Annotated in this window: 24 protein-coding genes and 3 tRNA genes; 19 read left to right on the top strand and 8 right to left on the bottom strand. The window is 72.6% G+C overall.

Annotation, left to right across the window (positions count from 1 at the left end):
• Positions 1–90 precede the first annotated feature (90 nt).
• Positions 91–450, bottom strand: coding sequence for a hypothetical protein (locus tag AB0898_RS20140; protein ID WP_366804293.1), 360 nt, complete (start codon positions 448–450; stop codon positions 91–93).
• A 37-nt stretch (positions 451–487) separates the two neighbouring features.
• Positions 488–1,177, bottom strand: coding sequence for an ElyC/SanA/YdcF family protein (locus AB0898_RS20135; protein ID WP_366804292.1), 690 nt, complete (start codon positions 1,175–1,177; stop codon positions 488–490).
• 225 nt (positions 1,178–1,402) lie between these two features.
• On the opposite strand from AB0898_RS20135, the gene AB0898_RS20130 reads away from it, so the two are divergent.
• The 5 genes from AB0898_RS20130 (at position 1,403) to AB0898_RS20110 (ending at position 7,652) form a co-directional block, all read left to right on the top strand.
• Positions 1,403–1,603 carry a hypothetical protein gene (locus tag AB0898_RS20130; RefSeq protein WP_366804291.1) on the top strand — a complete coding sequence of 67 codons (201 nt, stop codon included), beginning with the start codon at positions 1,403–1,405 and terminating at the stop codon, positions 1,601–1,603.
• A gap of 81 nt (positions 1,604–1,684) precedes the next feature.
• Entirely contained in the window at positions 1,685–2,968 is a 1,284-nt protein-coding gene (locus AB0898_RS20125) for a deoxyguanosinetriphosphate triphosphohydrolase (RefSeq protein WP_366804290.1), read from the top strand.
• 155 nt (positions 2,969–3,123) lie between these two features.
• Positions 3,124–4,389 (top strand): FAD-dependent oxidoreductase, encoded by a 1,266-nt coding sequence (locus tag AB0898_RS20120; RefSeq protein WP_366804289.1) that lies wholly within the window; start codon positions 3,124–3,126, stop codon positions 4,387–4,389.
• Positions 4,390–4,436: 47 nt separating this feature from the next.
• Positions 4,437–6,344, top strand: a complete 1,908-nt coding sequence (dnaG, locus tag AB0898_RS20115) for a DNA primase (protein WP_366804288.1) — start codon at positions 4,437–4,439, stop codon at positions 6,342–6,344.
• 75 nt (positions 6,345–6,419) lie between these two features.
• Complete coding sequence (locus tag AB0898_RS20110) at positions 6,420–7,652, top strand: RNA polymerase sigma factor (protein ID WP_407078370.1); 1,233 nt, start codon at positions 6,420–6,422, stop codon at positions 7,650–7,652.
• Positions 7,653–7,838: 186 nt separating this feature from the next.
• On the opposite strand, the gene AB0898_RS20105 is transcribed toward AB0898_RS20110, so the two are convergent.
• The 4 genes from AB0898_RS20105 to AB0898_RS20090 all read right to left on the bottom strand — a co-directional run bounded on the left by AB0898_RS20105 (position 7,839) and on the right by AB0898_RS20090 (position 13,786).
• The gene (locus AB0898_RS20105) at positions 7,839–9,767 is read right to left on the bottom strand and encodes an ABC transporter ATP-binding protein (RefSeq protein ID WP_366804287.1); all 1,929 of its coding nucleotides are present in this window, start codon (positions 9,765–9,767) and stop codon (positions 7,839–7,841) included.
• Entirely contained in the window at positions 9,767–11,500 is a 1,734-nt protein-coding gene (locus AB0898_RS20100; protein ID WP_366804286.1) for an ABC transporter ATP-binding protein, read from the bottom strand. The genes AB0898_RS20105 and AB0898_RS20100 overlap by 1 nt, the downstream gene beginning before the upstream one ends.
• Positions 11,501–11,699: 199 nt before the next feature.
• Positions 11,700–13,151: an FGGY family carbohydrate kinase gene (locus AB0898_RS20095; protein ID WP_366804285.1), complete on the bottom strand. Its 1,452-nt coding sequence runs from the start codon at positions 13,149–13,151 to the stop codon at positions 11,700–11,702.
• A gap of 329 nt (positions 13,152–13,480) precedes the next feature.
• Positions 13,481–13,786: a YtxH domain-containing protein gene (locus AB0898_RS20090; protein WP_366804284.1), complete on the bottom strand. Its 306-nt coding sequence runs from the start codon at positions 13,784–13,786 to the stop codon at positions 13,481–13,483.
• Between the two features lie 170 nt (positions 13,787–13,956).
• On the opposite strand from AB0898_RS20090, the gene AB0898_RS20085 reads away from it, so the two are divergent.
• The 4 genes from AB0898_RS20085 to AB0898_RS20070 all read left to right on the top strand — a co-directional run bounded on the left by AB0898_RS20085 (position 13,957) and on the right by AB0898_RS20070 (position 15,439).
• Positions 13,957–14,029: transfer RNA gene (locus tag AB0898_RS20085), tRNA-Asn, on the top strand.
• Between the two features lie 6 nt (positions 14,030–14,035).
• Positions 14,036–14,108 (top strand) — tRNA-Asn (locus AB0898_RS20080).
• Between the two features lie 177 nt (positions 14,109–14,285).
• Positions 14,286–14,362: transfer RNA gene (locus AB0898_RS20075), tRNA-Ile, on the top strand.
• 204 nt (positions 14,363–14,566) lie between these two features.
• Complete coding sequence (locus AB0898_RS20070) at positions 14,567–15,439, top strand: class I SAM-dependent methyltransferase (RefSeq protein ID WP_366804283.1); 873 nt, start codon at positions 14,567–14,569, stop codon at positions 15,437–15,439.
• A 7-nt stretch (positions 15,440–15,446) separates the two neighbouring features.
• Here AB0898_RS20070 and AB0898_RS20065 read toward each other — a convergent pair whose 3' ends face one another.
• A complete protein-coding gene (locus AB0898_RS20065; RefSeq protein WP_366804282.1) occupies positions 15,447–15,857 on the bottom strand; it encodes an ArsI/CadI family heavy metal resistance metalloenzyme in 411 nt (136 codons plus the stop codon).
• A gap of 87 nt (positions 15,858–15,944) precedes the next feature.
• On the opposite strand from AB0898_RS20065, the gene AB0898_RS20060 reads away from it, so the two are divergent.
• The 5 genes from AB0898_RS20060 to AB0898_RS20040 all read left to right on the top strand — a co-directional run bounded on the left by AB0898_RS20060 (position 15,945) and on the right by AB0898_RS20040 (position 18,547).
• Positions 15,945–16,313, top strand: coding sequence for a metalloregulator ArsR/SmtB family transcription factor (locus AB0898_RS20060; protein WP_366804281.1), 369 nt, complete (start codon positions 15,945–15,947; stop codon positions 16,311–16,313).
• Positions 16,310–17,059 (top strand): aquaporin, encoded by a 750-nt coding sequence (locus tag AB0898_RS20055; protein WP_366804280.1) that lies wholly within the window; start codon positions 16,310–16,312, stop codon positions 17,057–17,059. Before AB0898_RS20060 ends, AB0898_RS20055 begins: the two co-directional genes overlap by 4 nt.
• 19 nt (positions 17,060–17,078) lie before the next feature.
• On the top strand, positions 17,079–17,471 hold the full coding sequence (locus AB0898_RS20050) for an arsenate reductase ArsC (protein ID WP_407078369.1): 393 nt from the start codon (positions 17,079–17,081) through the stop codon (positions 17,469–17,471).
• A gap of 99 nt (positions 17,472–17,570) precedes the next feature.
• The gene (locus AB0898_RS20045) at positions 17,571–17,984 is read left to right on the top strand and encodes an NUDIX domain-containing protein (protein WP_366804279.1); all 414 of its coding nucleotides are present in this window, start codon (positions 17,571–17,573) and stop codon (positions 17,982–17,984) included.
• Positions 17,985–17,989: 5 nt separating this feature from the next.
• Positions 17,990–18,547: a hypothetical protein gene (locus AB0898_RS20040; protein ID WP_366804278.1), complete on the top strand. Its 558-nt coding sequence runs from the start codon at positions 17,990–17,992 to the stop codon at positions 18,545–18,547.
• A 9-nt stretch (positions 18,548–18,556) separates the two neighbouring features.
• Here AB0898_RS20040 and AB0898_RS20035 read toward each other — a convergent pair whose 3' ends face one another.
• Positions 18,557–19,429, bottom strand: coding sequence for a hypothetical protein (locus AB0898_RS20035; RefSeq protein WP_366804300.1), 873 nt, complete (start codon positions 19,427–19,429; stop codon positions 18,557–18,559).
• Between the two features lie 148 nt (positions 19,430–19,577).
• Here AB0898_RS20035 and AB0898_RS20030 point away from each other — a divergent pair, with 148 nt between their 5' ends.
• From AB0898_RS20030 to AB0898_RS20010, 5 genes are all read left to right on the top strand, one after another.
• Positions 19,578–20,672, top strand: a complete 1,095-nt coding sequence (locus AB0898_RS20030) for a MerR family transcriptional regulator (protein ID WP_366804277.1) — start codon at positions 19,578–19,580, stop codon at positions 20,670–20,672.
• A gap of 90 nt (positions 20,673–20,762) precedes the next feature.
• Positions 20,763–21,731 carry a hypothetical protein gene (locus AB0898_RS20025; protein WP_366804276.1) on the top strand — a complete coding sequence of 323 codons (969 nt, stop codon included), beginning with the start codon at positions 20,763–20,765 and terminating at the stop codon, positions 21,729–21,731.
• Positions 21,732–21,789: 58 nt separating this feature from the next.
• A complete protein-coding gene (locus AB0898_RS20020) occupies positions 21,790–23,523 on the top strand; it encodes an insulinase family protein (RefSeq protein ID WP_366804275.1) in 1,734 nt (577 codons plus the stop codon).
• 57 nt (positions 23,524–23,580) lie between these two features.
• Complete coding sequence (locus tag AB0898_RS20015; protein ID WP_366804274.1) at positions 23,581–25,023, top strand: acyl-CoA synthetase; 1,443 nt, start codon at positions 23,581–23,583, stop codon at positions 25,021–25,023.
• 230 nt (positions 25,024–25,253) lie between these two features.
• Positions 25,254–26,291: a rod shape-determining protein gene (locus AB0898_RS20010; protein WP_366804272.1), complete on the top strand. Its 1,038-nt coding sequence runs from the start codon at positions 25,254–25,256 to the stop codon at positions 26,289–26,291.
• Positions 26,292–26,402 lie beyond the last annotated feature (111 nt).

Here is a 26,402-nt window from a genome sequence, read left to right as displayed (position 1 = left end):
GCCGATGCTCCGCATCGACTCCCTCCTCCGCCTTGCGACGCACGGCACCAGACGCCGCTCCCTGATCCGGCCTGATCGACGAGACACCCCCTAGCTCCCCTGCGGCACGTACGGGATCTCCCGGTCCGCGCCGGTCCGGATGTCGAAGTAGGTGACGCTCCAGCCGGCCCCCAGCTCCCGTGCCACCGCGTGGGCCAGCGCCTCACCGGTCTCGCCGAAGCGGCGCTCGGCCTGAGGGGACTCGAAGGCCGTGGACGCCGGGTCCTCCCCGCACAGGATTCCGTCGAACTCCGCCGCCCACGCGGTCAGCCGCTCGGCGAGCCCGGCGGAAAGGCCCAGCCGGGGGTCCGCCGGTGACACGTTGTCGGATTCCCCGGGGAGCCAGAGGGGATGGCAGAAGTAGTCCGCCAGGACCCGGAGCCGGCGCGGCTGTCTCTGGTCGCCCCTCACGGCGTACTCCTCGCATGCGTACAGACGGTCTGCCCGCTCATCGTCCCCCGGCGGCCGCCCCGGCCAGCGCCCGCTCCACCCCGTCCTCCTTCGGCCCCAGGAACCGAGGCGCCGGCCGGAACGCCACGTCCAGGCTCGCCTTGGCCGCCGCGAACACCTCGCGGGTGCCGCCGTAGTACCAGGTCGCGTCGTGCTTGGCGGAGACGCCGACGCCGTAGGAGTCCACCCCCGCCGCCTCGCACAGCGCGACCGCGCGGCGGATGTGGAAGCCCTGGCTGATCAGTACGGCCCGGTCCACGCCGAACACCTTGCGGGCGCGGACGCAGGAGTCCCAGGTGTCGAAGCCCGCGTAGTCCGCGACGATCCGGGCGGCGGGCACGCCGTGACGGGTGAGGTAGGCGTGCATCGCGTCCGGTTCGTCGTAGTCCTCGCGGCTGTTGTCGCCGGTGACGAGGACGGCCTCGATCCGGCCCGCCCGGTACAGGCGCGCCGCCGCGTCGAGGCGGTGGGCGAGATACGGCGACGGCTCGCCGTCCCAGAGCCCGGCGCCGAACACGATGGCGACCTTCTCGCGCGGCACGTCCGCGACCGTCCGCAGCCGGTCCGCCGTCGAGACGTACAGCCAGGCGGACGGGAGGAGAGCCAGCACGCAGGCGGCCATGACGGCCTGGAGCAGGCGCCGTTGCCCGCGCCGGGTGCGCGGCAGGCGGGGCGTGCGGATCTTCATGCGGGCTCCTGGTGATCGTGTTCCGACCAGGGAGACGCGCGGGGAGGGGGCGCGGTTCACGGGGGCCGCTCCGGCCGGGCCGGTTCACACCGGGCCGGTGCACACGGGGCCGGTTCACACCGGGCCAGTCCGGTCGGGCCGGTTCGCACCCCACTTCTTTGTACGCCGCGTGTCCGTGACGGCACGGCAACGGACGCGCAACCTCGCTGGGGCAGGATGCCCCTTATGACGGTGCCGACTTCACTCAGCGACGACCTGTCCATCGACCTGGGCAGCACCGCCCACCTCATGGGCAGCATCGGTACTCACCTCGCGCGGCAGCTGCGCCACGTCACCCCGCCCGGCTTCGTCCCGTCGGCGGAGGGCGGTGACGTCCTCCCCGCCTCCGCGCGCACCGGCGCGACCGTCGAACAGCTCTCCGCGTGAAACGCCCATAAAACCCCGCCAAGCGGACAATCACCCGCACCGCCTTCCCCGATCGTCACCGCCGCCGCTTACTGTCGAGGCATGGAAGGCACCGCACACCCCTCGACCGACGACGTCTACGACCCCGCGTCCACCGAGCGCTGGGCCCACGAGCCCGACAAACGCCCCGGCCGCACCGCCTTCCAGCGCGACCGCGCCCGCATCCTGCACTCCGCCGCGCTGCGCCGCCTCGCCGGCAAGACCCAGGTCGTCACGCCGGGCACCCGCAGCCGCGCCTGGGACGCGAGCCCCCGTACCCGGCTCACCCACTCCCTGGAGTGCGCGCAGGTCGGGCGCGAGCTGGGCGCGGCCCTCGGCTGCGACCCCGACCTCGTCGAGGCCGCCTGCCTCGCGCACGACCTCGGCCATCCCCCCTTCGGCCACAACGGCGAACAGGCGCTGAACGAGTTCGCGGACGACATCGGCGGCTTCGAGGGCAACGCCCAGTCCCTCAGGCTCCTCACCCGCATCGAGCCCAAGCGCTTCACCCCCGAGGGCTCGGTCGGCCTCAACCTCACCCGCGCCACCCTGGACGCCGCCACCAAGTACCCCTGGCCGCGCGGCGCGAACCCGGCCGGCCCGGCGTCCCCCAAGTTCGGCGTCTACGACGACGACCGTCCCGTCTTCGACTGGGTCCGCAAGGAGGCCCCCGGCACCCGCACCTGCTTCGAGGCCCAGGTCATGGACTGGTCCGACGACGTGGCCTACTCGGTGCACGACATCGAGGACGGTCTGCACGCCGGGCACATCGACCCCAACTGCCTCCAGGCCGAGCCCGAGCGGCAGGCCGTGTTCGAGGTCGCCGTCGGCCGGTACGTCCCCGCGGACACCGACCCCGCCGAACTCGCCGCCGCCCTCGACCGGCTCCAGGACCAGGAGTGGTGGCCGCACGGCTACGACGGCACCGCGGCCGCGCAGGCCCGCCTCAAGGACGCCACCAGCCAGCTCATCGGCCGCTTCTGCCTCGCGGCGGAGGCCGGCACCCGCGAGGCGTACGGCACCGGGCGCCTCACCCGCTACGGCGCCGAACTCGTCGTACCCCGCGAGGCGCGCATGGAGTGCGCGGTGCTCAAGGCCGTCGCCGACCGGTACGTCATGCAGCGCGCCGAGCAGGAGCTGCTCCGCGCCGATCAGCGGATCGTCGTCGCGGAGCTGGCCGAGGCGCTCACCCTGCGCGCCCCGGAGGGGCTGGAACCGCAGTTCAGGGCCCTGTTCGACGAGGCGCCCGACGACCACGCGCGCAAGCGGGTGATCGTCGACCAGATCGCGTCGCTGACCGACGCCTCGGCCCGCTCGCTGCACGCGAGACTCCTGGGACGCGACTGACGGGACACCGACGGGCGAGTGACCCCGAGGGCTGGGCATATGTAAGAGGAACGTGCCCCCGAGTGGCCTGATCGGGTCACTCCCCCTTCCCGCGGCACGCCACGTGCGGGACGCTCCCCTGTGGCGGCAGGCGGCACCTTACGAGGAGGCATCAAGTGGTCGACGCGGATCAGACGTTCGTCATCGTCGGAGGCGGGCTCGCCGGGGCCAGGGCGGCCGAGACGCTCCGCACGGAGGGCTTCACCGGCCGGGTGATACTGATCTGCGACGAACGCGACCACCCCTACGAGCGCCCCCCGCTGTCCAAGGGCTACCTCCTCGGCAAGGAGGAGCGCGAGAGCGTCTTCGCGCACGAGCCCGCCTGGTACGCGCGCCACGACATCGAGCTGCACCTCGGCCAGACCGTCGACGCCATCGACCGCGCCGCCAGGACCGTCCGCTTCGGCGACGACGGCACCCTCGTCCGCTACGACAAGCTGCTGCTCGTCACCGGCGCCGAACCCCGCCGTCTGGAGGTCCCCGGCACCTCGCTCGCGGGCGTCCACCATCTGCGCCGCCTCTCGCACGCCGAGCGCCTCAAGGGCGTCCTCGCCGCCCTCGGCCGGGACAACGGCCATCTGGTGATCGCGGGCGCGGGCTGGATCGGCCTGGAGGTCGCGGCGGCCGCCCGCGAGTACGGCGCCGAGGTCACCGTGATCGAGCCCGAGCCGACCCCGCTGTACGGCGTCCTCGGCCCCGAGCTGGGCAACCTCTTCGCGGAGCTGCACCGCGAGCACGGGGTCCGCTTCCACTTCGGGGTCCGCCTCACCGAGATCGTCGGCCAGGACGGTGTGGTCCTCGCCGCCCGCACCGACGACGGCGAGGAGCACCCCGCGCACGACGTGCTCGCCGCGATCGGCGCCGCCCCGCGCACCGGCCTCGCCGAGGCCGCCGGGCTCGAACTGGCCGACCCCGCCCTCGGCGGCGGCATCGCGGTCGACGAGCACCTGCGTACCTCCGACCCCGACATCCACGCCGCCGGGGACGTGGCCAGCTTCCCGCTGCCGCTCTTCGGCACCCGGCTGCGCGTCGAGCACTGGGCCAACGCCCTGAACGGCGGCCCGGCCGCCGCCCGCGCCATGCTCGGCCAGGACGTCGTCTACGACCGGCTGCCCTACTTCTTCTCCGACCAGTACGACCTCGGCCTGGAGTACAGCGGCTGGGCGCCCCCCGGCTCCTACGACCAGGTGGTGATCCGGGGCGACGCGGGCAAGCGCGAGTTCATCGCGTTCTGGGTGCGCGAAGGCCGGGTCCTCGCCGGGATGAACGTCAACGTGTGGGACGTCACAGAGACCATCCAGCGGCTGGTCCGATCCCGGGCCGTGGTGGACACCGAGGCCCTCGCCGACCCGCACGTCCCGCTCGCCGAGCTGGTGCCCTGAGGTCTCCGCGCGCGGGGAAGGCCGCCGGACCCCCGTAGAATTCATCCGTGGCAGGACGGATCAACGACGAGGACGTGAAGGCGGTACGGGACGCGGTCCCGATCGACGCCGTGGTCTCCGAGTACCTCCAGCTGCGCAACGCGGGCGGCGGCAACCTCAAGGGCCTCTGCCCCTTCCACGACGAGAAGTCCCCGTCCTTCCAGGTCAGCCCCAGCAAGGGGCTCTTCCACTGCTTCGGCTGCCAGGAAGGCGGAGACACGATCACCTTCGTCATGAAGGTGGACCACCTCTCCTTCTCCGAGGCGGTCGAGCGGCTGGCGGGCCAGGCCGGGATCACGCTGCGCTACGAGGAGGGCGGGTACAACCCCGCCCACCAGCGCGGCGAGCGCATCCGGCTGGTCGAGGCGCACAAGATCGCCGCCCAGTGGTACGCCGAGCAGCTCGCCACCAGCCCCGAGGCCGACACCGGACGGATCTTCCTCGCCGAGCGCGGCTTCGACCAGGCCGCCGCCGTCCACTTCGGCGTCGGCTACAGCCCCCAGGGCTGGGACCACCTCACCCGCTATCTGCGCGGCAAGGGCTTCAGCGACAAGGAACTGATCCTCTCCGGGCTCGCCCAGGACGGCCGCCGGGGCCCCATCGACCGCTTCCGGGGCCGCCTGATGTGGCCCATCCGCGACATCGGCGGCGAGGTCGTCGGCTTCGGCGCCCGCAAGCTCTACGAGTCCGACAACGGGCCCAAGTACCTCAACACCCCCGACACCGCGATCTACAAGAAGTCCCAGGTCCTCTACGGCATCGACCTCGCCAAGCAGCACATCGCCAAGTCGAGCCGGGCCGTCGTCGTCGAGGGCTACACCGACGTCATGGCCTGCCACCTCGCCGGGGTCACGACGGCCATCGCGACCTGCGGCACCGCCTTCGGCAACGACCACATCAAGATCCTGCGCCGGCTGCTCATGGACAACGGCTCGGCCCGCGTGATCTTCACCTTCGACGGCGACGCGGCCGGGCAGAAGGCCGCGCTGCGCGCCTTCGAGGACGACCAGAAGTTCGCCGCCGAGACCTACATCGCCATCGCCCCCGACGGCATGGACCCCTGCGAACTCCGCCTCGCCAAGGGTGACGAGGCGGTCGCCGACCTGGCCGAACCCCGCACCCCGCTCTTCGAGTTCGCGCTCCGCCAGATCGTCGCCCGCTACGACCTGGACACCCCGGCGGGCCGCGCGGCCGCGCTGGACGAGGCCGCGCCGGTCGTCGCCCGCATCAAGAACAGCGGTGCCCAGCACGAGGTCGCGGTCGACCTCGCGGGCATGCTCGGCATCCTCGACACCCAGTTCGTCGTCAAGCGCGTCGCCCAACTCGCCCGCTGGGCAAGGGACCGCGGCGGCAAGGGCGCCCCGCCGCAGGCGAACCGCGGCGCGCAGCAGCAGTGGGAGACGACCCCCCGGCCGGCCAACTCGGGCCCCGCGCTCACCCTGCGCAACCCGGTCTTCGCCACCGAACGCGAACTGCTCAAACTCGCCCTCCAGCGCCCCGAGTTGGTCTCCCCGGCCTTCGACGCCTACGGCATCGACGAGTTCACCGCCGCCCCCTACGCCGCCGTACGCCAGGCCATCGCGGAGACGGGCGGCGCCGAGTACGGGCTCGCCGACCCGCAGGAGTATCTGGTCCGGGTCCGCGAGGCCGCGCCCGACGACACCGTGCGCGCGATGGTCACCGAGCTGGCGGTCGAGCCGATCCTGCGCCGTACCGTGGACGACATCTACGCGGGCACCGTGCTCGTCGTCGTCCGCCGGCGCGCGGTCGAGCGCCGTATCCAGGACGTGCAGTCCCAGCTGGCCCGGCTCGCCACCGGCGGCGACCCCGCCCAACTGGCTTCCGTGCAGAACGAATTGTGGGTCCTCCAGCAGTACGACCAGGCGTTGCGCGCTCACGGAGCGGACGCGCTCTAGCCTTCCGGGGCCTCAGGATCACCACGCGGTCACGGACCGGACGCAAAAAGTCACCGCACGCCCCTCGTGGCGGAGATGTGTCGTACCCCACACTGGGTGCGGTGCCCCAGCCCCCCGGAGCGCAGGCCGCGTCTCATCCTGGAGGTCGCCCCCGTGCGGACCCACACGCTCACCAAGACCGCAGGAACCGTCACACCCCCCGGTGACGAGCCCGACGCGGAGACGGACGTACTCATGGCCGTGCCCTCGCAGAGCGGCCCCCGACGGGAGGCGGAACCCGAGGAGACCCATGAGCCCGCCGAACCCCCGGCGGAGGCCCTGACCGGCGACGAAGCGGAAGCCGAGCCCGAACGCGAACCCGTCGCGGCGCGCGCCGCCGTCCACTCCGAGACCGGCGGACCCTCCGCCGACCTGTTCCGCCAGTACCTCCGCGAGATCGGCCGCATCCCGCTGCTCACCGCCGCCGAGGAGGTCGAACTCGCCCGCCGCGTCGAAGCCGGGCTCTTCGCCGAGGAGAAACTCAGCGGCACCCCCGACCTCGACAGCCGTCTCGCCGGCGAACTCGACCGGCTCGTCGTCATGGGCCGCATCGCCAAGCGCCGCCTCATCGAGGCCAACCTCCGGCTCGTCGTCTCCGTCGCCAAACGCTACGTCGGCCGCGGGCTGACCATGCTCGACCTCGTCCAGGAGGGCAACCTCGGGCTCATCCGCGCGGTGGAGAAGTTCGACTACGCCCGCGGCTACAAGTTCTCCACCTACGCCACGTGGTGGATCCGCCAGGCGATGTCGCGTGCGCTGGCCGATCAGGCCCGGACGATCCGTGTCCCCGTGCACGTGGTCGAACTCATCAACCGGGTCGTCCGGGTGCAGCGGCGGATGCTGCAGGAGCGGGGGTATGAGCCGACGCCCGAGGAAGTCGGCGCGCATCTGGAGCTTCCTCCGGAGCGGGTCCGTGAGGTGCTGCGGTTGGCCCAGGAGCCGGTGTCGTTGCATGCGCCGGTGGGGGAGGAGGATGAGGTTGCCCTCGGGGATCTCATCGAGGACGGGGACGCGGCGAGTCCTGTGGAGTCGGCGGCGTTTCTTCTTCTACGGCAGCATCTGGACGCGGTGCTTTCCACTCTCGGGGAGCGGGAGCGGAAGGTTGTTCAGCTGCGGTATGGCTTGGCTGATGGGCGGCCCCGTACGTTGGAGGAGATCGGCCGGCTGTTCGGGGTGACCCGGGAGCGGATTCGGCAGATCGAGTCCAAGACGCTGGGGAAGCTGCGGGATCACACGTATGCGGATCAGCTTCGGGGATATCTGGACTGATGCCGGGTGCGGGTCCGTCGTGGCTTGTCGCGCAGTTCCCCGCGCCCCTAAAAACACATAGCTGCGGGCAGTCGTGCCTCCCCCAGTGCCTTAAGGGCCTGGGAGGTGCCCCCAGGCGGCACGGGTGGGCGCAGCGGCACCCGCTCAACGCGGCCAGTGCACCCACCCGTACCTCAGCCCCTACGCTCAGTCCACCTCGGCGACCGCCTGGGCGAACTGGGCCTTGTACAGGCGGGCGTACGCGCCGTCCGCTGCCAACAGCTCCGCGTGGGCGCCCTGTTCGACGATCGAGCCGTTCTCCATGACGAGGATCGTGTCCGCGTCGCGGATTGTGGAGAGACGGTGGGCGATGACGAACGACGTGCGGCCGTCGGCGAGTTTGGACATGGCCTTCTGGATGAGGACCTCGGTGCGGGTGTCGACCGAACTCGTCGCCTCGTCGAGGACGAGGATCACCGGCTCGGAGAGGAACGCCCGCGCGATGGTGATGAGCTGCTTCTCACCCGCGCTGACGCCCGTGCCCTCGTCGTCGATGACCGTGTCGTAGCCGTCGGGGAGGGTGCGGATGAACCGGTCCGCGTGGGCAGCCCGCGCCGCCTCCTCGATCTCACCCCGCGTGACCTCGCGAGAGGACCCGTACGCGATGTTCTCCGCGATCGTCCCGCCGAACAGCCAGGTGTCCTGGAGCACCATGCCGATGTTCGAGCGGAGGTCGTCGCGGGTCATGTCGCGGACGTCCACCCCGTCCAGGGTGATGCGCCCGCCGGAGACCTCGTAGAACCGCATGAGCAGGTTGACGAGCGTGGTCTTGCCCGCGCCGGTCGGACCGACGATGGCGACCGTCTGACCGGGCTCGACCTTGAGGGAGAGGTCCTCGATCAGCGGCTTGTCGGGGTCGTAGCGGAAGGAGACGTTCTCCAGGCGGACCCGGCCGCGCAGCTCGTCGGGGCGTACGCCCGGCTGCGGGTCGGCGCCCTGCTCCTCGGCGTCGAGCAGCTCGAAGATCCGCTCGGCCGAGGCGACGCCCGACTGCACCAGGTTCGCCATCGACGCGACCTGGGTCAGCGGCATCGAGAACTGCCGCGAGTACTGGATGAACGCCTGCACGTCACCGATGGACAGCGAGCCCGAGGCGACCCGCAGACCGCCGACCACGGCCACGAGGACGTAGTTGAGGTTCGAGACGAACATCATCAGCGGCTGCATGACCCCGCTGTTGAACTGCGCCTTGAACCCGGCCTCGTAGAGCTGCTCGTTCTGCTCGGCGAACTGCTTCGCCGACTCCTCCTGGCGGCCGAACACCTTCACCAGGGTGTGCCCGGTGTACATCTCCTCGATGTGCGCGTTCAGCGCGCCGGTGGTCCGCCACTGCTGCACGAAGTGCGGCTGCGAGCGCTTGCCGACCCGGGTGGCCACCACGAAGGACAGCGGCACGGTCACCAGGGCGACCAGCGCCAGGATCCAGGAGACGTAGAACATCATCGCGAGCACGCCCACGATGGTCAGCACCGAGTTGATCAGCTGGCCCAGCGACTGCTGGAGCGTCTGGCCGATGTTGTCGATGTCGTTCGTGGCGCGGGAGAGCACCTCGCCGCGCTGACGCTGGTCGAAGTACGACAGCGGCAGCCGCGACAGCTTGGTCTGCACGTCCTCGCGCATCCGGAGCATCGTGCGGTTCACGGTCCGGTTGACCAGCCGCGTCGCCACCGCCATCAGCAGACCGGCGACCAGGAAGGTGACCAGGGCGAGCAGCAGGACATCGCCCACCGCGCCGAAGTCGATCCCCTTGCCCGGGGTGAAGTCGGTGCTGCGCAGCATGTCCGCGATGGCGCCCTTGCCCTGCGCGTGGAGGTTGCTCAGCACCTGGTCCTTGGTGACCCCCGCCGGCATCTGCCGGCCGATGATCCCGGAGAACACCAGGTCGGTGGCCTTGCCGAGGATCTTCGGACCGATCACGTTCAGCGCCACGCTGCCGACCACACAGGCCAGCAGGGTGTAGATGGTGCCCCGCTCGGGGCGGAACTGCGTCAGCAGCCGCTTGCCCGACCCCTTGAAGTCCATCGAGCGCTGGTCCGGGCCGCCCCCGGCCATCATGCGTCCCATGGGCCCGGCCATCAGGCAGCCTCCGCTTCCGTGAGCTGGGAGAGCACGATCTCCCGGTAGGTCTCGTTGCCCGCCATGAGCTCGTGGTGGCGGCCCGAGCCGACCACCCGGCCCTCGTCCAGGACGATGATCCGGTCGGCGTCCCGGATGGTCGCCACCCGCTGGGCGACGATCACGACGGTGGCCTCCGAGGTCTCCTCCGTGAGCGCGGCACGCAGCGCCGCGTCCGTCGCGTAGTCGAGCGCGGAGAAGGAGTCGTCGAAGAGGTAGATCTCCGGCCGCTGCACCAGCGTGCGCGCGATGGCCAGACGCTGGCGCTGACCGCCGGAGACGTTGGTGCCGCCCTGCGCGATCGGCGCGTTCAGACCGCCCTCCAGCTTCGCGACGAAGTCCTTGGCCTGCGCCACCTCCAGGGCGTGCCACAGCTCGTCGTCGGTGGCGTCCGGGTTGCCGTAGCGCAGGTTCGTGGCGACCGTGCCCGCGAACAGGTACGGCTTCTGCGGCACCAGGCCGACCGTGCGCGCGAGCAGCGTCGGCTCGGCCTCGCGCACGTCCACGCCGTCCACCAGGACCTGGCCCTCGGTGGCGTCGAACAGGCGCGGGACCAGGCCGAGCAGGGTGGACTTGCCGCTGCCGGTCGAGCCGATCACGGCCGTCGTCTCGCCCGGGCGGGCCACCAGGTCCACGGAGCGCAGCACCGGCTCCTCGGCACCCGGGTAGCGGAAGCCCGCGCCCCGGATCTCCAGATGGCCGTGCCCGCGCAGCTCGGTCACCGGCGCGAGCGGCGGGACGACGCTGGACTCGGTGCCCAGCACCTCCTGGATGCGCTCGGCACAGACCTCGGCGCGCGGCACCATCATGAACATGAAGGTGGCCATCATCACGGACATGACGATCTGCATCAGATAGGCGAGGAACGCCGTCAGATCGCCGATCTGCATCCCGCCGCTGTCGATGCGGTGGGCGCCGAACCAGACCACCGCGATGGACGACACGTTCACCACGGTCATCACGATCGGGAACATCAGCGCCAGCATCCGGCCGGTGGCGAGCTGCATCTCGGTCAGCTCGGCGTTGGCCCTGCCGAACCGCTCGCGCTCGTAGCCGTCGCGGACGAAGGCGCGGATCACCCGGTTGCCGGTGATCTGCTCGCGCAGCACCCGGTTCACCGTGTCCAGGCGGGTCTGCATCGAGCGGAAGAGCGGGCGCAGCCGGCGCACGATCAGCGCGACACAGATGGCCAGCACCGGGACGACGGCCACGAGCACCGCCGACAGCGGCACGTCCAGGCCGAGGGCCAGCACGATCCCGCCGACGCACATGATGGGCGCCGAGACCATCAGCGTGAACGTCATCAGGACCAGCATCTGGACCTGCTGCACGTCGTTCGTCGTACGGGTGATGAGTGAGGGTGCCCCGAAGTGACCCAGCTCACGCGAGGAGAAGGACTGCACCCGGTCGAAGACCGCGCCGCGCACGTCCCGGCCCAGCGCCGAGGCGGTACGGGCGCCGAAGTACACGGCGCCGATGTTGCACACGACCTGGACCAGCGAGATGCCGATCATCAGGGCGCCGAAGGACAGGATGTAGCCCGTGTCGCCCTTCACGACACCCTTGTCGATGATGTGCGCGTTGAGGGTGGGCAGGTAGAGCGTGGCGCAGGTCTGCAGGAACTGCAGCGCCACCAGGAAGGCGATGGGTTTCTTGTAGGGCCTGAGATAGGTCCGCAGAAGTCGTATGAGCACGCTGGTCTCTCGGAGTCGGCGGTGGGGCGGGGGTGCCTGCCCCTGGCCCTATCGTCGGACACTCCACCCGCGTTACCTCAACCGAATTAACCCGTCAGGCTGCCCTGTTGAGCTGTGGGCTGAAACGCCTGCGGACGGGTGAGGTTCGCGACTTTGTGTGAGCGGGCCTGCGCGTCGGTGGGCCTGCGCGTTGGGGGGCCTACCGGAACGCGCCCGGGTGGGTCTGCTCCCGTACCGACGTGTACTGCTGGCGCACCGCCTGGCCCACGGCCAGGTCGTCGCCCGGCTCCAGCACCTGCGCGGCCGCGCCCTGCCAGGCCGGCGGGGTACGCGGGTCCAGCGTGCCCTGGGCCGCGCCGAGCGCCCACGCGGCCTGGCGGGCGGCGCCGATCGCGGCGTAGTCGGCGGGCTGCGGTACGACCACCTGGGCGCCGAACAGCGCGGGCGCCACCGCCTGCACGGCGGGCAGCTCGGCCGCCTGCCCCAGCAGGAAGATCCGCCGTACCTCCACGCCCCGGCCGCGCAGCACGTCCAGCGCGTCCGCGAGGCCGCAGAGCATCCCCTCGAACGAGGCCCGCGCCAGGTGCTCCGGCTTCATGGACTCGCGCCGGAGTCCGGCCAGGGTGCCCGCGGTGTGGGGGAGGTTCGGGGTGCGCTCGCCCTCCAGGTACGGCAGCAGGACCAGGCCGTGCGAACCCGGGGTGGACTTCATCGCCAGCTCGGACAGGCTCTCCAGGTCCGGCAGGCCGAGCAGTTCGGCGGTCCCGCGCAGGGCCCGTACGGCGTTCAGGGTGGTGACGACCGGCAGATGCATGCCGGTGGCGTCGGCCAGCGAGGTGATCATCCCGGACTGGTCGGCCAGCGCGCCCGGGTGCACGGCCATCACGGAGCCGGAGGCGCCGAGCGAGACGACCGCGTCCCCGAGGCCGATGCCGAGCCCGAAGGCGGCGGCCATGGTCTCGCCGGTCCCGGCGGAGATCAGCAGCCCCTCCGGCGTCGTCCCGGCCGCCTCGGCCGGTCCCAGGACGTCGGGCAGCGCCACCTGGTGGCCGAGGGCCATCTCGACCAGGTCGGGCCGGTAGCCGCCGGTCGCGGCGGACCAGTACCCGGTGCCCGAGGCGCCGCCCCGGTCGGTCGTACGGCGCGCCGGGCGGCCCAGGAGCTGCCAGACCAGCCAGTCGTGCGCCTGGAGCAGCAGGGCGGTACGGCGGGCGTTCTCCGGCTCGCTCTTGGTCAGCCAGCGCAGCTTGGTGACCGGCTGGGCGGCCTGCGGCACGCACCCGACGGCCTGCGCCCACGCCTCCTTGCCGCCGAGCGCGTCCATCAGGTCGGCGGCGGCGACCTGCGCGCGCTTGTCGGCGCCGGTCATCGCGGGGCGCACGGTGTTGCCCTGCGCGTCCAGCGGGATCACCGCGTTCTGCTGCGCCGAGACCCCGATGGCCTGCACCCCCTCCAGCAGCCCACCCCCCGCGGCCTCGCCCAGCGACAGCAGCCAGGCCTGCGGATCCACGTCACTCGGCCGCCGCCCGCCCTCGGGCACCTCGATCGGATGCGGCGCGTATCCCTGACGCAGCACGGCACCCGTGTCCGCGTCACAGACGACGATGCGAGTGAAAGCGGGTGAGCTGTCCAGCCCGGCGACTATCCCCATGTCTCAAATTCTGCCGTAGCGCTGCGCTTGCTTGGGCCAGGGCGGGGTTATGCGGGTGGGACGGGGGGCGGATTGTGGCCGGGATGGGGCGGGTGGGGGGTGTGGTGGGGGTGTCTGGGGTGGGGTGTGGGGCGGGAGTTGGGGTTCGGGGCGGGGGTGTCGGGGGTGTGGTGGCTGAGGCGGGACAGGGGGGAGTGGGTTCCGGGGCGGGTGCCGCCTCCGGGCGGGTGACCGTATGCGGAAGCCCGGGCCACGTTCTCTGGCGTGGGCCCGGGCTCCGGGGGATCGGGGGTGGCATCGGGGTGACCGGTCGGGCCCCCTGCCGAGGGCTACGTGTTGCTCGTGCCCCAGTCGTCCTCCGTCCGGGCGTGGCCGTTGCGCTCGCGGAGGGAGCGGACGCGTTGGGCGACCGGTTCGGGGATGTGTTCGCCGACCTTCTCGCCGACGGTGTGCAGCGCCTTGCCCGCGTAGACGCGGCCCTGGTGGGCGGCGGTCTCGGCGGTGTTGCGCACGGCCGGGTTCTGCGCGATCCCGCGAGCGGCCTTCTTCATCTGCTCGTACCGCTCGTGCCCGGACCGCGTGCCGAGCACGTAGCCGATGGCCAGTCCGGCGGCGAACGTGAGCCGATAGCGCATGGCGCGACCCTTCCCTTCCGTAGTCCCTGCCCGGATTTCCTGGTGCTGTGTGGGGGCCGGGGGGCACCGATTGGCGGAGCACCCCCCTGCTTGCGCTAATGTATGTGTCGCAGCGACCGCCCGCCCCCTGGCGAATACCCAGGTAGGTGCGTTCGATGCAGACGAAGCGATCCCCTGTAGCTCAATTGGCAGAGCAGCCGGCTGTTAACCGGCAGGTTACTGGTTCGAGTCCAGTCGGGGGAGCTTCGATCCCCTGTAGCTCAATTGGCAGAGCAGCCGGCTGTTAACCGGCAGGTTACTGGTTCGAGTCCAGTCGGGGGAGCGCGTTGAACGAGGACCCCTTCGGGGTCCTTTTTCATGTCCGTGGGAACCGCTCTGGCCTGGGCGAAGTCCTCACGGTCAGGAAGCAGCGCGGAAGCCGACCATCCGAAGCAGGAGATCGTATGAGCGGCTATGCTGCGGCAGACGGCGCGCACACATGTACGCGACACGCCGCTATGGGGCGGTAGCTCAGCCGGTTAGAGCAGCGGACTCATAATCCGTCGGCCGTGGGTTCGAGTCCCACCCGCCCCACCAACAAGGCCGTCCTGCAGGAACGTTCTCGCCTGCGGCACGGCGCGGGCCCCTTCCTGGTGGAGGGGCCTTCTCGCTTTTCCGGAGATCGCCAGCCGGCCTGCTGCCACCCCGACAGGCCGTGGACCAGGCGTCGCCGCCGCCCGCATCGAGCGCGGGTTGCTACCGGGGTGGGCTCCCGGCAGGGGTGGGGTTCAATACGTCCCCATGAGTGAGAGTGGGCGGGTGGCGAGTCGGACGGCGGTGCTGGTTTGTCAGGGGCGGGCGGTGGCGGACGGGAGGGTCGCCGAGGGGCGGTTCGCTGATTCGGTGGCGGGGCGGCTGTTGCGTGAAGCGGAACGTGTTCCTGTGGACGAGGTGCGTGCCGGCGCGCCTCCGGAGGGGTGGCGGGCGCGTGCGGCGTACGAGAGTGTGCGGGCGTGTGCCGAGGTGGTGGTTCCGCGCACCGTCGCCATTGATGACGCGCTGCGGGCCCGTGTCACCGGGCAGCTCGTGATTCTCGGGGCCGGTCTCGACACCCGCGCCTGGCGTTTGGCCGGGCTGGGGGACACCGATGTGTGGGAGGTCGATCACCCGGCCTCCCAGGAGGACAAACGTGCCCGGCTGGCCGAGGCGGACCCACAGGTCACCGCCCGCTCCGTACGCTTCACGCCGGTCGACTTCGCCGCCGACGATCTCGGCGCCGCGCTGGACGCCGCGGGGCATGATCCCTCGCGGCCGACGACCTGGCTGTGGGAAGGCGTCGTCCCCTATCTGACCCGCGAGCAGGTCCGCGCCACCCTGGCCGCCCTCACCGCCCGAACGGCCCCCGGCAGCACCCTCGTCCTCAACTACCAGTCCCCCTCGGCCAAGGCCGCCGCGGGCCGCCTCCTGACCCGTCTGCTCGGCAGCGCCATCACGGCGGGCGAACCCTGGCGTTCCCTGTGGAAGCCCCACCGCATGGCCTCCCTGCTCGCCGAGTACGGCCTCCGGGTGATCTCCGACGACTCCCTCCTCACCCTCGCGGAGAGGCTGGGCAGCCCGGCCCGGGGGCGGGCCTCGCTGAAGTCGGGGCGCGTGGCCGTGGCGGAGAGCCGCTGAGGGGACGTCAGCCGCAGCATCCGGCCGCCGGGACGGCCTTGTCCCGGGTGTCGGCGTCGGCCTTCACCACGTACACCTCCCACGGCTCCCTGCCCGGGCCGTGGACCCAGACCTTGTCCTGGAGGGCGTGGCAGCAGGACGTGTCGGTCTCCTCCAGCGTGGCCAGACCGGACTCCGCGAGGCGGGCGGTGGCTGCGGCGACCTCCTCCGTCGTGGAGACCTCGACGCCGAGGTGGTCCAGCCGGGTGTCCTCGCCCGGCGCCCCCTCGATGAGGACGAGCTTGAGCGGGGGCTCGGTGACGGCGAAGTTGGCGTAGCCGGGGCGGCGCTTGGCCGGTTCGGTGCCGAAGAGGCGGGAGTAGAAGGCCACGGAGCCTTCGAGGTCGGCGACGCGCAGGGCGAGCTGAACACGGGACATGACGGTCTCCCGATCCGAGGTGTTGTATCGACGGATGTCGATGCAGCGAGCTTGCTCCTTTGATTCGACGAGTGTCAACATAGACGCATGTCGAAGTCTGAGTTCGTCGTGCTGGGTCGGGACGACGCCGATGCGTGCTGTTCGCCGCTGGTGCGGGAGCCGCTGGGCGAGGAGTCCGCCGTCGAGCTGGCGCGGATGTTCAAGGCGCTGTCGGATCCCGTACGGCTGCGGCTGCTGTCGCTGATCGCCTCGCACGAGGGCGGTGAGGCCTGTGTGTGCGACCTGACCGGGCCGTTCGAGGTGTCCCAGCCGACGATCTCCCACCATCTGAAGGTGCTCCGCGAGGCCGGGCTCGTCGGCTCGGAGCGGCGCGGCACCTGGGTCTACTACTGGGTGCTGCCCGCCGCCCTGGCCCGGCTCTCGGCCCTGCTCCAGACGCCGGGGGGCGCCCGGTGACGGACGCGGTGCCGGGTGTGGTGCCGCTCGCCCGCCGCGCCGCCGCCGAGTTCATCGGCGCCGGGGCGCTCGTCGCGGTCGTGGTCGGCTCCGGCATCCAGGCGACCGGACTGACCCATGACCCCGGCGTGCGGCTCCTCGCCGCCTCCCTGGCGACCGTGTGCGGTCTGGGCGTCCTGATCGCGCTGCTCGGACCCGTCTCAGGCGCCCACTTCAACCCGGCGGTCACCCTGGCGGCCTGGTGGACCGGGCACGGCGGAGGGGGACCGCGGCACGTGGCCGTGTACGTCGCCGCGCAGGTCACCGGGGCGATCGGGGGAGCCGTACTCGCCGACGCGATGTTCGGCGAGCCGCTGGTGCGGTGGTCCGGGCACGTGCGCTGGGGTGCGCGTCTGTGGCTGGGCGAGGCCGTCGCCACGGCCGGGCTCATCGCCCTGGTCCTCGGACTCGCCCGCCTCGGACGCGAGGCCGTCGCTCCGGTCGCGGTCGCCTCGTACATCGGGGCGGCGTACTGGTTCACCTCCTCCACGAGTTTCGCCAACCCCGCCGTCACGGTCGGCCGGGCCTTCACCGACTCCTTCGCGGGGATCGCGCCCGCGTCCGTACTGCCGTTCATCGGGGCCCAGTTGGTCGGGACGGCCGCCGGTGTCGGGCTGGTCGCCGCGCTGTTCGGGCGGCCGGTGGTCGCCGTCGAGGAGGCCGTCCTGCCGCACACCGCCCACGACTCCGCCGTAGCCCACCCCTGACTCCCCGAAGGGACCTCCCGTGTCCTCCGTGCTGTTCGTCTGCGTGCACAACGCCGGCCGGTCCCAGATGGCCGCCGCCTTCCTCGCCCACCTGTCCGAGGGCCGTATCGAGGTCCGCTCGGCCGGTTCCGCCCCCGCCGGCAGCGTGAACCCGGCCGTCGTCCAGGCCATGGCCGAGGCCGGCATCGACCTGTCCGCCGAGGTGCCCAAGATCCTCACCCCCGAGGCCGTCCAGACCTCCGACGTGGTCGTCACGATGGGCTGCGGCGACACCTGCCCGTACTTCCCCGGCAAGCGGTACCTCGACTGGCGGGTGCCCGACCCGGCGGGGCAGGGGGTGGCGGCCGTCCGGCCGATCCGCGACGAGATACGCGAGCGGGTGCGCGGGCTGATCGCGGAACTCGGCGGCTGAGCCCGTGCGCCGACGGCGTGCTTCCGTGCGCGGGGAGGCGGGGGCCGGCCGGCGCCGTACGGTGAAGGTGCCGTTGTTCCCGGCCGGGGGGAGTGCCGCGTGGCCGTTCGTCGGGGGGAGAGGCCGGGGTGTCTGGCCGCCCTCGTCACTCCGCGCCGGGAGATCGTCCTCCAGCTCCGGGACGACAGGCCCGGTATTCGCTGGCCCGGCTACTGGTCGCTGCTCGGGGGCGGGCTGGAGCCGGGGGAGTCGCCCTTGGACGGGGTGCTCCGGGAGATCCGGGAGGAGGCCGGGATCGTGCCGGAGCGCATCGAGGAGGTGCGGGTCGAGCCATGGGAGGCGGGGAAGAGGCCGCCGCACGTGTTCCTCGGGTCCTGGGACGGGGACGAGAGCCGGCTCGTGCCGGGGGAGGGGCAGGCGGTGCGGCTCGTTCCTCTGGGTGAGCTGCCGGGGAAGATGCCGCCGCATGTCCGGCACTATCTGTGGCAGCTGGGGCTCGGGGCGGCAGCATGAGGGTCATGGACCTCGAATTCCAGCTCGTGCTGCTGCGCCGCCTGGCCGACCACGCCCCCGACCTGGCCGAGGACGCCCGGCTGCGGCTCGGGGCGTCGCTGACCGAGATGCGGGAGGTCAACCGGCGCTGGCAGACGATGGCGCGGTCGAAGAAGTGGCGGTCGGCCGCCGAGCGCTACCGGGTCGTGCTGGGGGCGCCCGAGGCGGTCGAGGCGCGGCAGGCGGGCGGGATGGAGTGCGAGGCGTGGCAGTGGGGGCTGTCGCTGTGGCCCGACCTGCGGTTCGAGGTGCTGGTGGGGGAGGGCGGGACCGTCCTCACCGAGTGGCTGGTGCGGCGGCCCGGGGCGGACGTCCCGCCGCCGCGCACGCTGGAGGACCTCACCCCCTGGTCGTACACGCTGGACGAGGTCGCCCGCGCCTTCGCCCCCGTACGGCCCGTGCAGAGCACCGCGCCGACCCGGCAGGCGCTCGTGTTCACCGCCCCCGACCGGGACGGCACGCCCCACGAGGTCGCCGCCGAGTTCACCTGGGGGCTGCTCCAGCGCACGGCACTGAGGGACTGAGCCGGGAGGTCAGTTCACGGCCGCGATGATCTCCCGCGCCACCACCGGCAGCGACTCCGGGTGCAGGAACAGGAACAAGTTCGGCTCCACCAGCTCCAGTTCCATCACGCGGGGAAGACCGTCCTCGCCGTCCACCAGGTCCACGCGGGCGTAGAGGAGACGGTCCGGGCCGCCCGGTACCGCCGCCAACGCCGATTCCGCGACCGCGAGTTCGGCCTCGGTCGGCCGCCACGGCTCCAGCCCGGGATGCGGGGTGCGCGGGGCGTCGTACGCCATCCCCGGGGCCAGCACCGCGCCCTTGCGGCTGGCGTGCAGCAGCCGGCCGCCGAAGTACTGGAGAGCGCGTTCGCCGCCGGTGTCCACGGCGCGCATGTACGGCTGGATCATCGCGGTGAGGCCCTCGGCGTGCAGCCGCGCCAAGTGCCGTACGGCGGCATCCCGTTCGTCCCCGGTGTAGCGCGCCGCGTAGCGGGCGCCCGCTCCCGAGGCGGGCTTGATCACGTACTCGTACCCGGAGGGGAGTTCGGCCGGGGAACCGGGTGCGATGTACTGCGTCGGCACCGTGCGGACGCCCGCCGCCGCGAGCTCGCCCACGTACCGCTTGTCGCAGTTCCAGTGGATCACCCCGGCCGGGTTGAGCAGCCGGGCCGCCGTGTCCACCCGGTCCACCCAGGCGGCGAACTCGGCGGTGCGCCAGGCGTAGTCCCAGGTCGAGCGGATGACGACGAGGTCGTACGAGGCCCAGTCCGCGTCCGGGTCGTCCCAGAACCGGCTCTCCGCGTCCGCGCCCGCCTCCCTCAACGCCCGTACCAGCTGCGGCAGATCGGCGTCCTGGGCGGGACTGTTCGTCGCGTCGTAGGTGGCGAGGGCTATGCGGGGCACGGCGGGTGTCCTGTCGTACGGCGATTCGATCACCCGCGAGGCTAGCAACCGCGCGGGAACCGGGACAGCCCTGTTGACCTTCACCTTCGGGGAAGCCCCAGCATCGGTGGGGAAGCGAGGAACACCTTCGAAGAGAGCCGGAGTTCGCATGGAACCGCTGACGATCGGCGCCTTCGCGCGGGCGAGCAGGCTGTCGCCCAAGGCGCTCAGGCTGTACGACGAGCTGGAGTTGCTCCGGCCCGCCCGGGTGGACCCGGACACCGGCTACCGCTACTACGCCGTGAGCCAGTTGGAGCGCGCCCGGCTCGTGGCGTGGCTGCGCCGGCTCGGGATGCCGCTGGCGGAGATCCGCGCGGTGAGCGCCCTGGAGGGGGCGGCCGCGGCGCGTGAGGTCCGGGCGTACTGGGCCCGAATCGAGGCGGAGACGGCCGCGCGGCGGGATCTCGCCGCGTTCCTCGTGGACCAGTTGACCGCCGAGTCCGGAAGGGACCACACCGACATGCTGGAACTCCGTTACGCCGCCCGCGCCGACCGAGGGCACGTCCGTACCGTCAACCAGGACACCGTGTACGCCGGGCGCCGGCTCCTCGCGGTCGCCGACGGGTTCGGCCCGGCCGGGGCGCCCGCGAGCGGCGCCGCCGTGGCCGCGCTGCGCTTCCTCGACGAGGCGGAGGAGCTGCGCGCGGGCAGTGTGCTCAACCTCCTGGAGGACGCGGTGCGCGGCGCGAGCGAGGCGATACGGGACCTCGCGGACAGCCCCGAAAACACCGGCGGGGAAGGCGACTTCGGCACCACCCTCACCGCGCTGCTCTGGACCGGCTCCCGCCTCGCCCTCGTCCACATCGGCGACTCGCGCGCCTATCTCCTGCGCGACGGCGGGCTGTTCCGCGTCACCCACGACCACAGCGTGGTCCAGTCCCTGCTGGACGAGGGCCGGCTCACCCCCGAGGAGGCCGCCGTCCACCCCCAACGCGCCCTGCTGCTCAAGGCACTTGGCGGCGCCACCGGGCCCGTACCCGATCTGCGGCTCCAGGAGGCGCGGGCCGGGGACCGGTATCTGCTGTGCTCGGACGGCCTGACCGGCGTCGTACCCGAAGAGCGGATCGCCCACCTTCTCGCTGCCGCACCCGAACCTGCCGACGCCGTCGAGGCGTTGATCGACGCGGCGAACGCGGCGGGCGGCCCCGACAACATCGGCTGCGTGGTCGCGGACGCGGTACCGGGCGCCGGGCGGACCGTCTGACGGACGCCGGGTCCCACGCGGCCGCCCGGCCGCGAACCCCCGCAGGCCCCACCGGACCCCTCTGTCATACCCCCCGCTTACTATCCGCACATGCAGCACACACCCGCCTCTCTCGCGTCCCGGCTGGCGCGCCCCGACTTCGACATCGTGTCGGCCTACCCCGAAGCAGCCTGGCTGCGGCAGGTCGCGGACGCGCGGGACTGGGCGTCCGTGCGGGGGTACGTCGAAGGGCTGCCGCAGGGGACCAACCGCAGCTTCGCGGTGAGCATCCTGTCCGAGGTGCGCGGGACCGAGGAGTGGATGCGGGAGGTCCTCGCCTCCGAGCCGGACGACGTGCTCGCGCTCACCGTGCTCGGCGCCCGCGAGGTGAAGATCGGCTGGGCGATACGCACCGCCGCCTCCGCGAAGAACGTCAGCCGCAAGCAGTTCGAGGGCCTGCACACCCATCTGCGGCTGGCCGAACAGGCGTTGATCCGGGCGACCGCCCTGGACCCCACGTTCGACGCGGCCTGGGCGGAACGCCTGACCACCGCGATGGGACTCCAGCTGGGCCAGGCCGAGGCACGCCGGCGGTACGACCGGCTGTCCGCCTCCCACCCGCACCACATCACCGGCCAGGCCCGGCTGCTCCAGCAGCTGTGCCCCAAGTGGGGCGGCAGCTGGGAGGCGGCGCACGCCTTCGCGCGCGAGTGCCTCACCGGCGCCCCCGAGGGCTCGCTGAGCGGCGGCATCGTGGCCGAGGTCCACATGGAGCACTGGATCTCGCTGAACGCGCGCGAGAAGCAGGAGTACCTGCGCCGCCCGGAGGTGCGCGCGGAACTCGTCGAGGCCGCCGAACGCTCCACGCTCAGCCCGCACTTCCGGCCCGACTACCAATGGGTCACCGTCCAGGGCTACTTCGCCGCCATGTTCTCCCTGACCGGCGACCACCCGCGCGCCGCCGCCTGCTTCCGCTCGCTGAACAACCTCGCCTCCGAGTACCCGTGGGTCGAGCTGGACGGCGTGAACGCCACTGACTCCTACATCAAGCACCGCAACGCCGCCCTGTCCAAGGGCTGAGCGCGGCACCCGAAGACCGCGGCACCCCGAAGACCGACCCGCCCACAGAGATCCGGACATGAACCCCCAGACCCCCCTTCTCCACACCGAGGTCGACGGCATACCCACGCTCTTCGCCGAGACCGCCGGGCCGCTGCGCGCCGGGCTGGTCTTCCGCGTCGGAGTCGCCGACGAGACGCTGGCCCGCGCGGGCATCACCCACCTGGTGGAGCACCTCGCCCTGCACCGGCTCGGCGTGAGCGACTACCACTTCAACGGCGAGACCAAGTCGGCGTTCACGCACTTCTACATCGAGGGCGCCGAGCACGAGGTGACGGAGTACCTCGGCACCGTCGCCGCCTCCCTGTGCGACCTGCCCATGGAGCGCCTGGAGACCGAGAAGGAGATCCTGCGCACCGAGGAGTCCCGCCGCTCCGCGCCCCAGCTCCCGCTCTGGCGCTACGGCGCACAGGGCTACGGCCTGGCCAGCTACCCCGAGTGGGGCGTGCGCGAGGCCGGCCCGGACGCCGTACGCGAGTGGGCGCGGACCTGGTTCACCCGGGGCAACGCCGTGCTGTGGATCGCCGGCGAGCGGATGCCGGAGGGCCTCGTCCTCGGGCTGCCCGAGGGCGAGCGGCGCCCGATGCCGGCCGTCACCTCCGCGCTGCCCAAGACCCCGGCCTACTTCTCCGAGGGCAAGGGCGGTGTGCTGCTCGACGCCGTCGTCGCCGACACCGCCGCCGCCCGGCTGTACGCGGGCCTCCTGGAGCGCGAACTCACCCGCGCCCTGCGCCAGGAGGGCGGCTACTCGTACACGGCGGCCACCGACTACACCCCCCGGCGCGACGGCTACGCGCTCCTGACCGCCTTCGCCGACGCGCTGCCCGCCAAGCAGGACGCGGTGCTCGGCGGGTTCGTCGACGTGCTCGCCGGCTTCCAGGCGGGCCGGATCGGGCAGTCCGCGCTGGACGCGGTGCGCGGCCGGTACGAGTCGGGGCTCGCGGCGCCCGACGCGGCCGCGCTGCGGCTGCCCGCGCTCGCCGAGGACCTGCTCGCGGGCCGCCCGGTGCGGTCCCCGGCGGAGCTGAGCGCCGAGCTGGCGGCCGTGACGCCCGAGCAGGTGCACGCGGTCGCCCTGGAGGCGGCCGGGACGGCCCTCCTGCAGGTCCCCGGCGGCCTCTCGGCGGACTGGGCCGGGTACACCGAGGCGCCCACCACCTCGCCGTACGCCGTGACCGGGCGGAGGTTCGCCGAGCTGGGCGCGGGCAAGGCGACGCTGATCGTCGGCGCCGACGGCGTCACCGTGGAGGGCGCGCACGGCAGCGGCGCGGAGTGCGCGGCGACGGTGCGGTACGCCGAGTGCGCCGCGATGCTGGTCTGGCCCGACGGCGGGCGGCGGCTCGTCGGCACCGACGGCATGATCGTGCAGGTGGAGCCCTCGCTGTACGGCATCGACGCGGCCACCATGGCGGGCATGGACACGGCCGTGCCGCCCGCCGTCGTGGTCGCGCTGCCGCCGAGGCAGCAGATCCCGGCGCCGGAGACCCCGGAGGCCCCCTCGGCCCCGGACCCCGGCGGCCGCCCGGGACGGCCCGCGCCGACCCGGCGGACCGCTCTGCAGACGGTCGTACTGATCCTCTTCGGCCTGTTCGGCGGCCTCTCGGCCCTGCTCTCCCTGCTCTTCACGGTCTTCGGCTACGACCCGGAGTTCGGGGTCTCCGTCTGGCTGATCCTGGTCGTCGTGATGTGGGGCTTCACGGCGCTGGTGTCCTGGCCCGCCGTAAGGGTTCTGCGGCGGACACGGAGGGTCTGAGCGGCCCGGCCGGGGTAGGAAGGGGGAACCGTCCCCGGTGGTGAAGGAGAGCGTGGCGTGTCCTCCCTGTTCCCGGCCCTGTCCCCCGCGTCGCCCGACCGGGTCGCGCTGCGCTTCGGCACCCGGTCGCTGACCTACGCCGGGCTCGCCGCCGCCTCCGGCGCCCTCGCCGGGCGGCTGCGGGGCGCGGGGCGGGTCGCCGTGTGGGCCACGCCCGAGCTGGAGACCGCCGTCGCGGTGACCGGCGCGCTGCTCGCCGGGGCGGCCGCCGTACCGCTCAACCCGAAGTCGGGCGAACGGGAGCTGGCGCACATCCTGGCGGACAGTGCGCCGAGCCTGCTGCTCGCGGCACCGGGCGCCGAACTGCCCCCTGCCCTGAGCGACTTGCCCCTGCTTGAGGTGGACGCGTACGCCACCGGCGCCGTCCCCGAGGACCCGTACGACGACGAGGACCCGGCGCTCGTCGTCTACACCTCCGGCACCACCGGACCCCCCAAGGGCGCCGTCCTCCCGCGCCGCGCCCTCGCCACCACCCTGGACGCGCTGGCCGACGCCTGGCAGTGGACCGGGGACGACGTCCTCACCCACGCGCTGCCCCTCTTCCACGTCCACGGACTCGTTCTCGGCGTCCTCGGCCCGCTCCGGCGTGGCGGCGAGGTCCGGCACCTGGGACGGTTCGACGCCGAGGGCGTGGCCCGCGAGCTGGGCTCCGGGGCGACCATGCTGTTCGGGGTGCCGACGATGTACCACCGCCTGGCCGAGGCCCTGCCCGGCGACCCCGGCCTGGCCAAGGCGCTCGCCGGGGCCCGGCTGCTGGTCTCCGGCTCGGCCGCGCTGCCCGTGCACGACCACGAGCGGATCGCGGCGGCGACCGGGCGCCGGGTCCTTGAGCGGTACGGCATGACCGAGACCCTGATGAACACCAGCGTCCGCGCGGACGGTGAGGCGCGCCCCGGCACGGTGGGGGTGCCGCTGCCCGGGGTCGAGCTGCGGCTCGTGGAGGAGGACGGTACGGAGGTCACCGCGCTCGACGGGGAGAGCGTGGGCGAGATCCAGGTGCGCGGCCCGAACCTGTTCACCGGGTATCTGAACCGGCCCGACGCGACGGCCGCCGCGTTCACCGCCGACGGCTGGTTCCGTACGGGGGACGTGGCGGTGCGGGAGGCCGACGGGTACGTCCGCATCGTCGGGCGCAAGGCCACCGACCTCGTCAAGAGCGGCGGTTACAAGATCGGGGCGGGTGAGATCGAGAACGCGCTCCTCGAACTGGACTCTGTTCGGGAGGCGGCGGTGACCGGGGAGCCGGACCCGGATCTGGGCGAGCGCGTGGTCGCCTGGGTCGTACCGGCGGACCCGCAATCGCCGCCCTCGCTGGAGGAGTTGGCGTCCCATGTGGCCCGGCGGCTGGCGCCGCACAAGCGGCCGCGGGTGCTGCGGCTGCTGTCCGCGCTGCCCCGGAACGACATGGGCAAGGTGCTGAAGCGGTCGCTGGTGTCCTGAGGCGGAGCTGACGAAGGGTCCGGGACGCGGCCGAGGGCGATGTCCGGACCCCGACGGTGCCGTTGTCCTGCACCCCGCCCGGCGCGTCGCGCGAAACCCCCCGTTCAGCGGCCCCCCGCCCGGCCCCCTCCAGAAGGCACCCGGTGCCGGGCCCCCGCAGGATTCCCAGTGGGGCCCGCCGGACCGGGCGGACCCCCATGGCCCGCGCACCGCACTCGGGAGGAACCGCCGTGACCGTCAGCCTGGAGCAGTTGCGCCGCTGCCACTTCGCCGTCGACCTGGGCGCCGCCCGGACCCGCGTGTATGTGAAGGGCGCCGGGCTCGTGGTGGACCAGCCGTCGGTGGCGGCGGTGAACACCCGTACCGGCGCGCTCATCGCGGTCGGTGAGTTCGCGGAACAGATGACGGGGCGTACGCCCTCCTACATCCGGGTCGTACGGCCCGTGTCCGGCGGCACGGTCGTGGACATCGACATGGCCCAGCGGATGCTGCGGCATCTGCTCGGCGACAAGATGCGGCGCGCGCTGCGGCGCAAGCCCCGGCTGCGGGCGGCGGCCTGCACCCCGCACGAGGCCGATCCGCTGGCCCAGCGGGCGACGATCGAGACGCTGGTCGGGCTCGGCGCGCGGCGCGTGGAGCTGGTGGACACGCTCATCGCGGCGGCCGTGGGGTGCGGACTCCCGGTGGAGCGGCCCGAGGCGTCCATGATCATGGTGTGCGGGGCGGCGGCCACCCAGGTGGCGGTGCTCTCGCTGGGCTCCATCGTCACCGCCGAGCGCATTCCGGTGGGCGGCGAGGCGGTGGACCGGGCGATCGTGCAGCACCTGCGGCACGAACACGAGCTGCTGCTGCCCAGCCAGTCCGTACGGCCGCTGCAGGTCGCCCTGTCCGACAACGGGCTGACCCCGCAGGGGCCGGCGTCCACCGAGATCCACGGGCGCGACGTGGCGACCGGGCTCGCCCGCAGCGTCCGGGTGGACACCGCCGCGATGCGCGACGCGATCCACACCCCGCTGCTCGCGGTCCTCGACGGCATCGGCAAGGTGCTGCGCGAGTGCCCGCCCGACCTCGTGGCGGACCTGGCGGAGCGCGGCATCATGATGGTCGGCGGCACGGCCCTGCTGCCCGGCCTCGACCAGATGCTCCGCGACGCCACCGGAGTCCCGGTGCACATCGCGGAACGCCCGGACGTGTGCGCCGTACAGGGCCTCGGCGCCATGCTGGAGGGCAGGATCGCCCCCCTGGTCCTCAACCCCCTGGCCGCCTGACACCGCCCGGGGGCCGGGCCGCTCAGTACGGCAGGATGCGCCCCGACGGCGTCCTGCGGTCGATCTCCTGCCCCCGCGGCGCCGCCGGCCGACGATTCACCCGCACCCGGA

It is taken from the genome of Streptomyces sp. NPDC005435 (assembly GCF_040703155.1).
In the GTDB taxonomy this organism is placed as follows: domain Bacteria; phylum Actinomycetota; class Actinomycetes; order Streptomycetales; family Streptomycetaceae; genus Streptomyces.
This window is presented reverse-complemented; position numbering and strand designations above follow the sequence as displayed.

Excerpts from the sequence above, each read along its gene's own strand:
- AB0898_RS20135 (WP_366804292.1), bottom strand. The coding sequence starts at position 1,177 with ATGAAGATCCGCACGCCCCGCCTGCCGCGCACCCGGCGCGGGCAACGG.
- AB0898_RS20130 (WP_366804291.1), top strand. The coding sequence starts at position 1,403 with ATGACGGTGCCGACTTCACTCAGCGACGACCTGTCCATCGACCTGGGC.
- AB0898_RS20125 (WP_366804290.1), top strand. The coding sequence starts at position 1,685 with ATGGAAGGCACCGCACACCCCTCGACCGACGACGTCTACGACCCCGCG.
- AB0898_RS20110 (WP_407078370.1), top strand. The coding sequence starts at position 6,420 with ATGTGTCGTACCCCACACTGGGTGCGGTGCCCCAGCCCCCCGGAGCGC.
- AB0898_RS20105 (WP_366804287.1), bottom strand. The coding sequence starts at position 9,767 with ATGGCCGGGCCCATGGGACGCATGATGGCCGGGGGCGGCCCGGACCAG.
- AB0898_RS20095 (WP_366804285.1), bottom strand. The coding sequence starts at position 13,151 with ATGGGGATAGTCGCCGGGCTGGACAGCTCACCCGCTTTCACTCGCATC.
- AB0898_RS20090 (WP_366804284.1), bottom strand. The coding sequence starts at position 13,786 with ATGCGCTATCGGCTCACGTTCGCCGCCGGACTGGCCATCGGCTACGTG.
- AB0898_RS20070 (WP_366804283.1), top strand. The coding sequence starts at position 14,567 with ATGAGTGAGAGTGGGCGGGTGGCGAGTCGGACGGCGGTGCTGGTTTGT.
- AB0898_RS20065 (WP_366804282.1), bottom strand. The coding sequence starts at position 15,857 with ATGTCCCGTGTTCAGCTCGCCCTGCGCGTCGCCGACCTCGAAGGCTCC.
- AB0898_RS20060 (WP_366804281.1), top strand. The coding sequence starts at position 15,945 with ATGTCGAAGTCTGAGTTCGTCGTGCTGGGTCGGGACGACGCCGATGCG.
- AB0898_RS20040 (WP_366804278.1), top strand. The coding sequence starts at position 17,990 with ATGGACCTCGAATTCCAGCTCGTGCTGCTGCGCCGCCTGGCCGACCAC.
- AB0898_RS20030 (WP_366804277.1), top strand. The coding sequence starts at position 19,578 with ATGGAACCGCTGACGATCGGCGCCTTCGCGCGGGCGAGCAGGCTGTCG.
- AB0898_RS20025 (WP_366804276.1), top strand. The coding sequence starts at position 20,763 with ATGCAGCACACACCCGCCTCTCTCGCGTCCCGGCTGGCGCGCCCCGAC.
- AB0898_RS20020 (WP_366804275.1), top strand. The coding sequence starts at position 21,790 with ATGAACCCCCAGACCCCCCTTCTCCACACCGAGGTCGACGGCATACCC.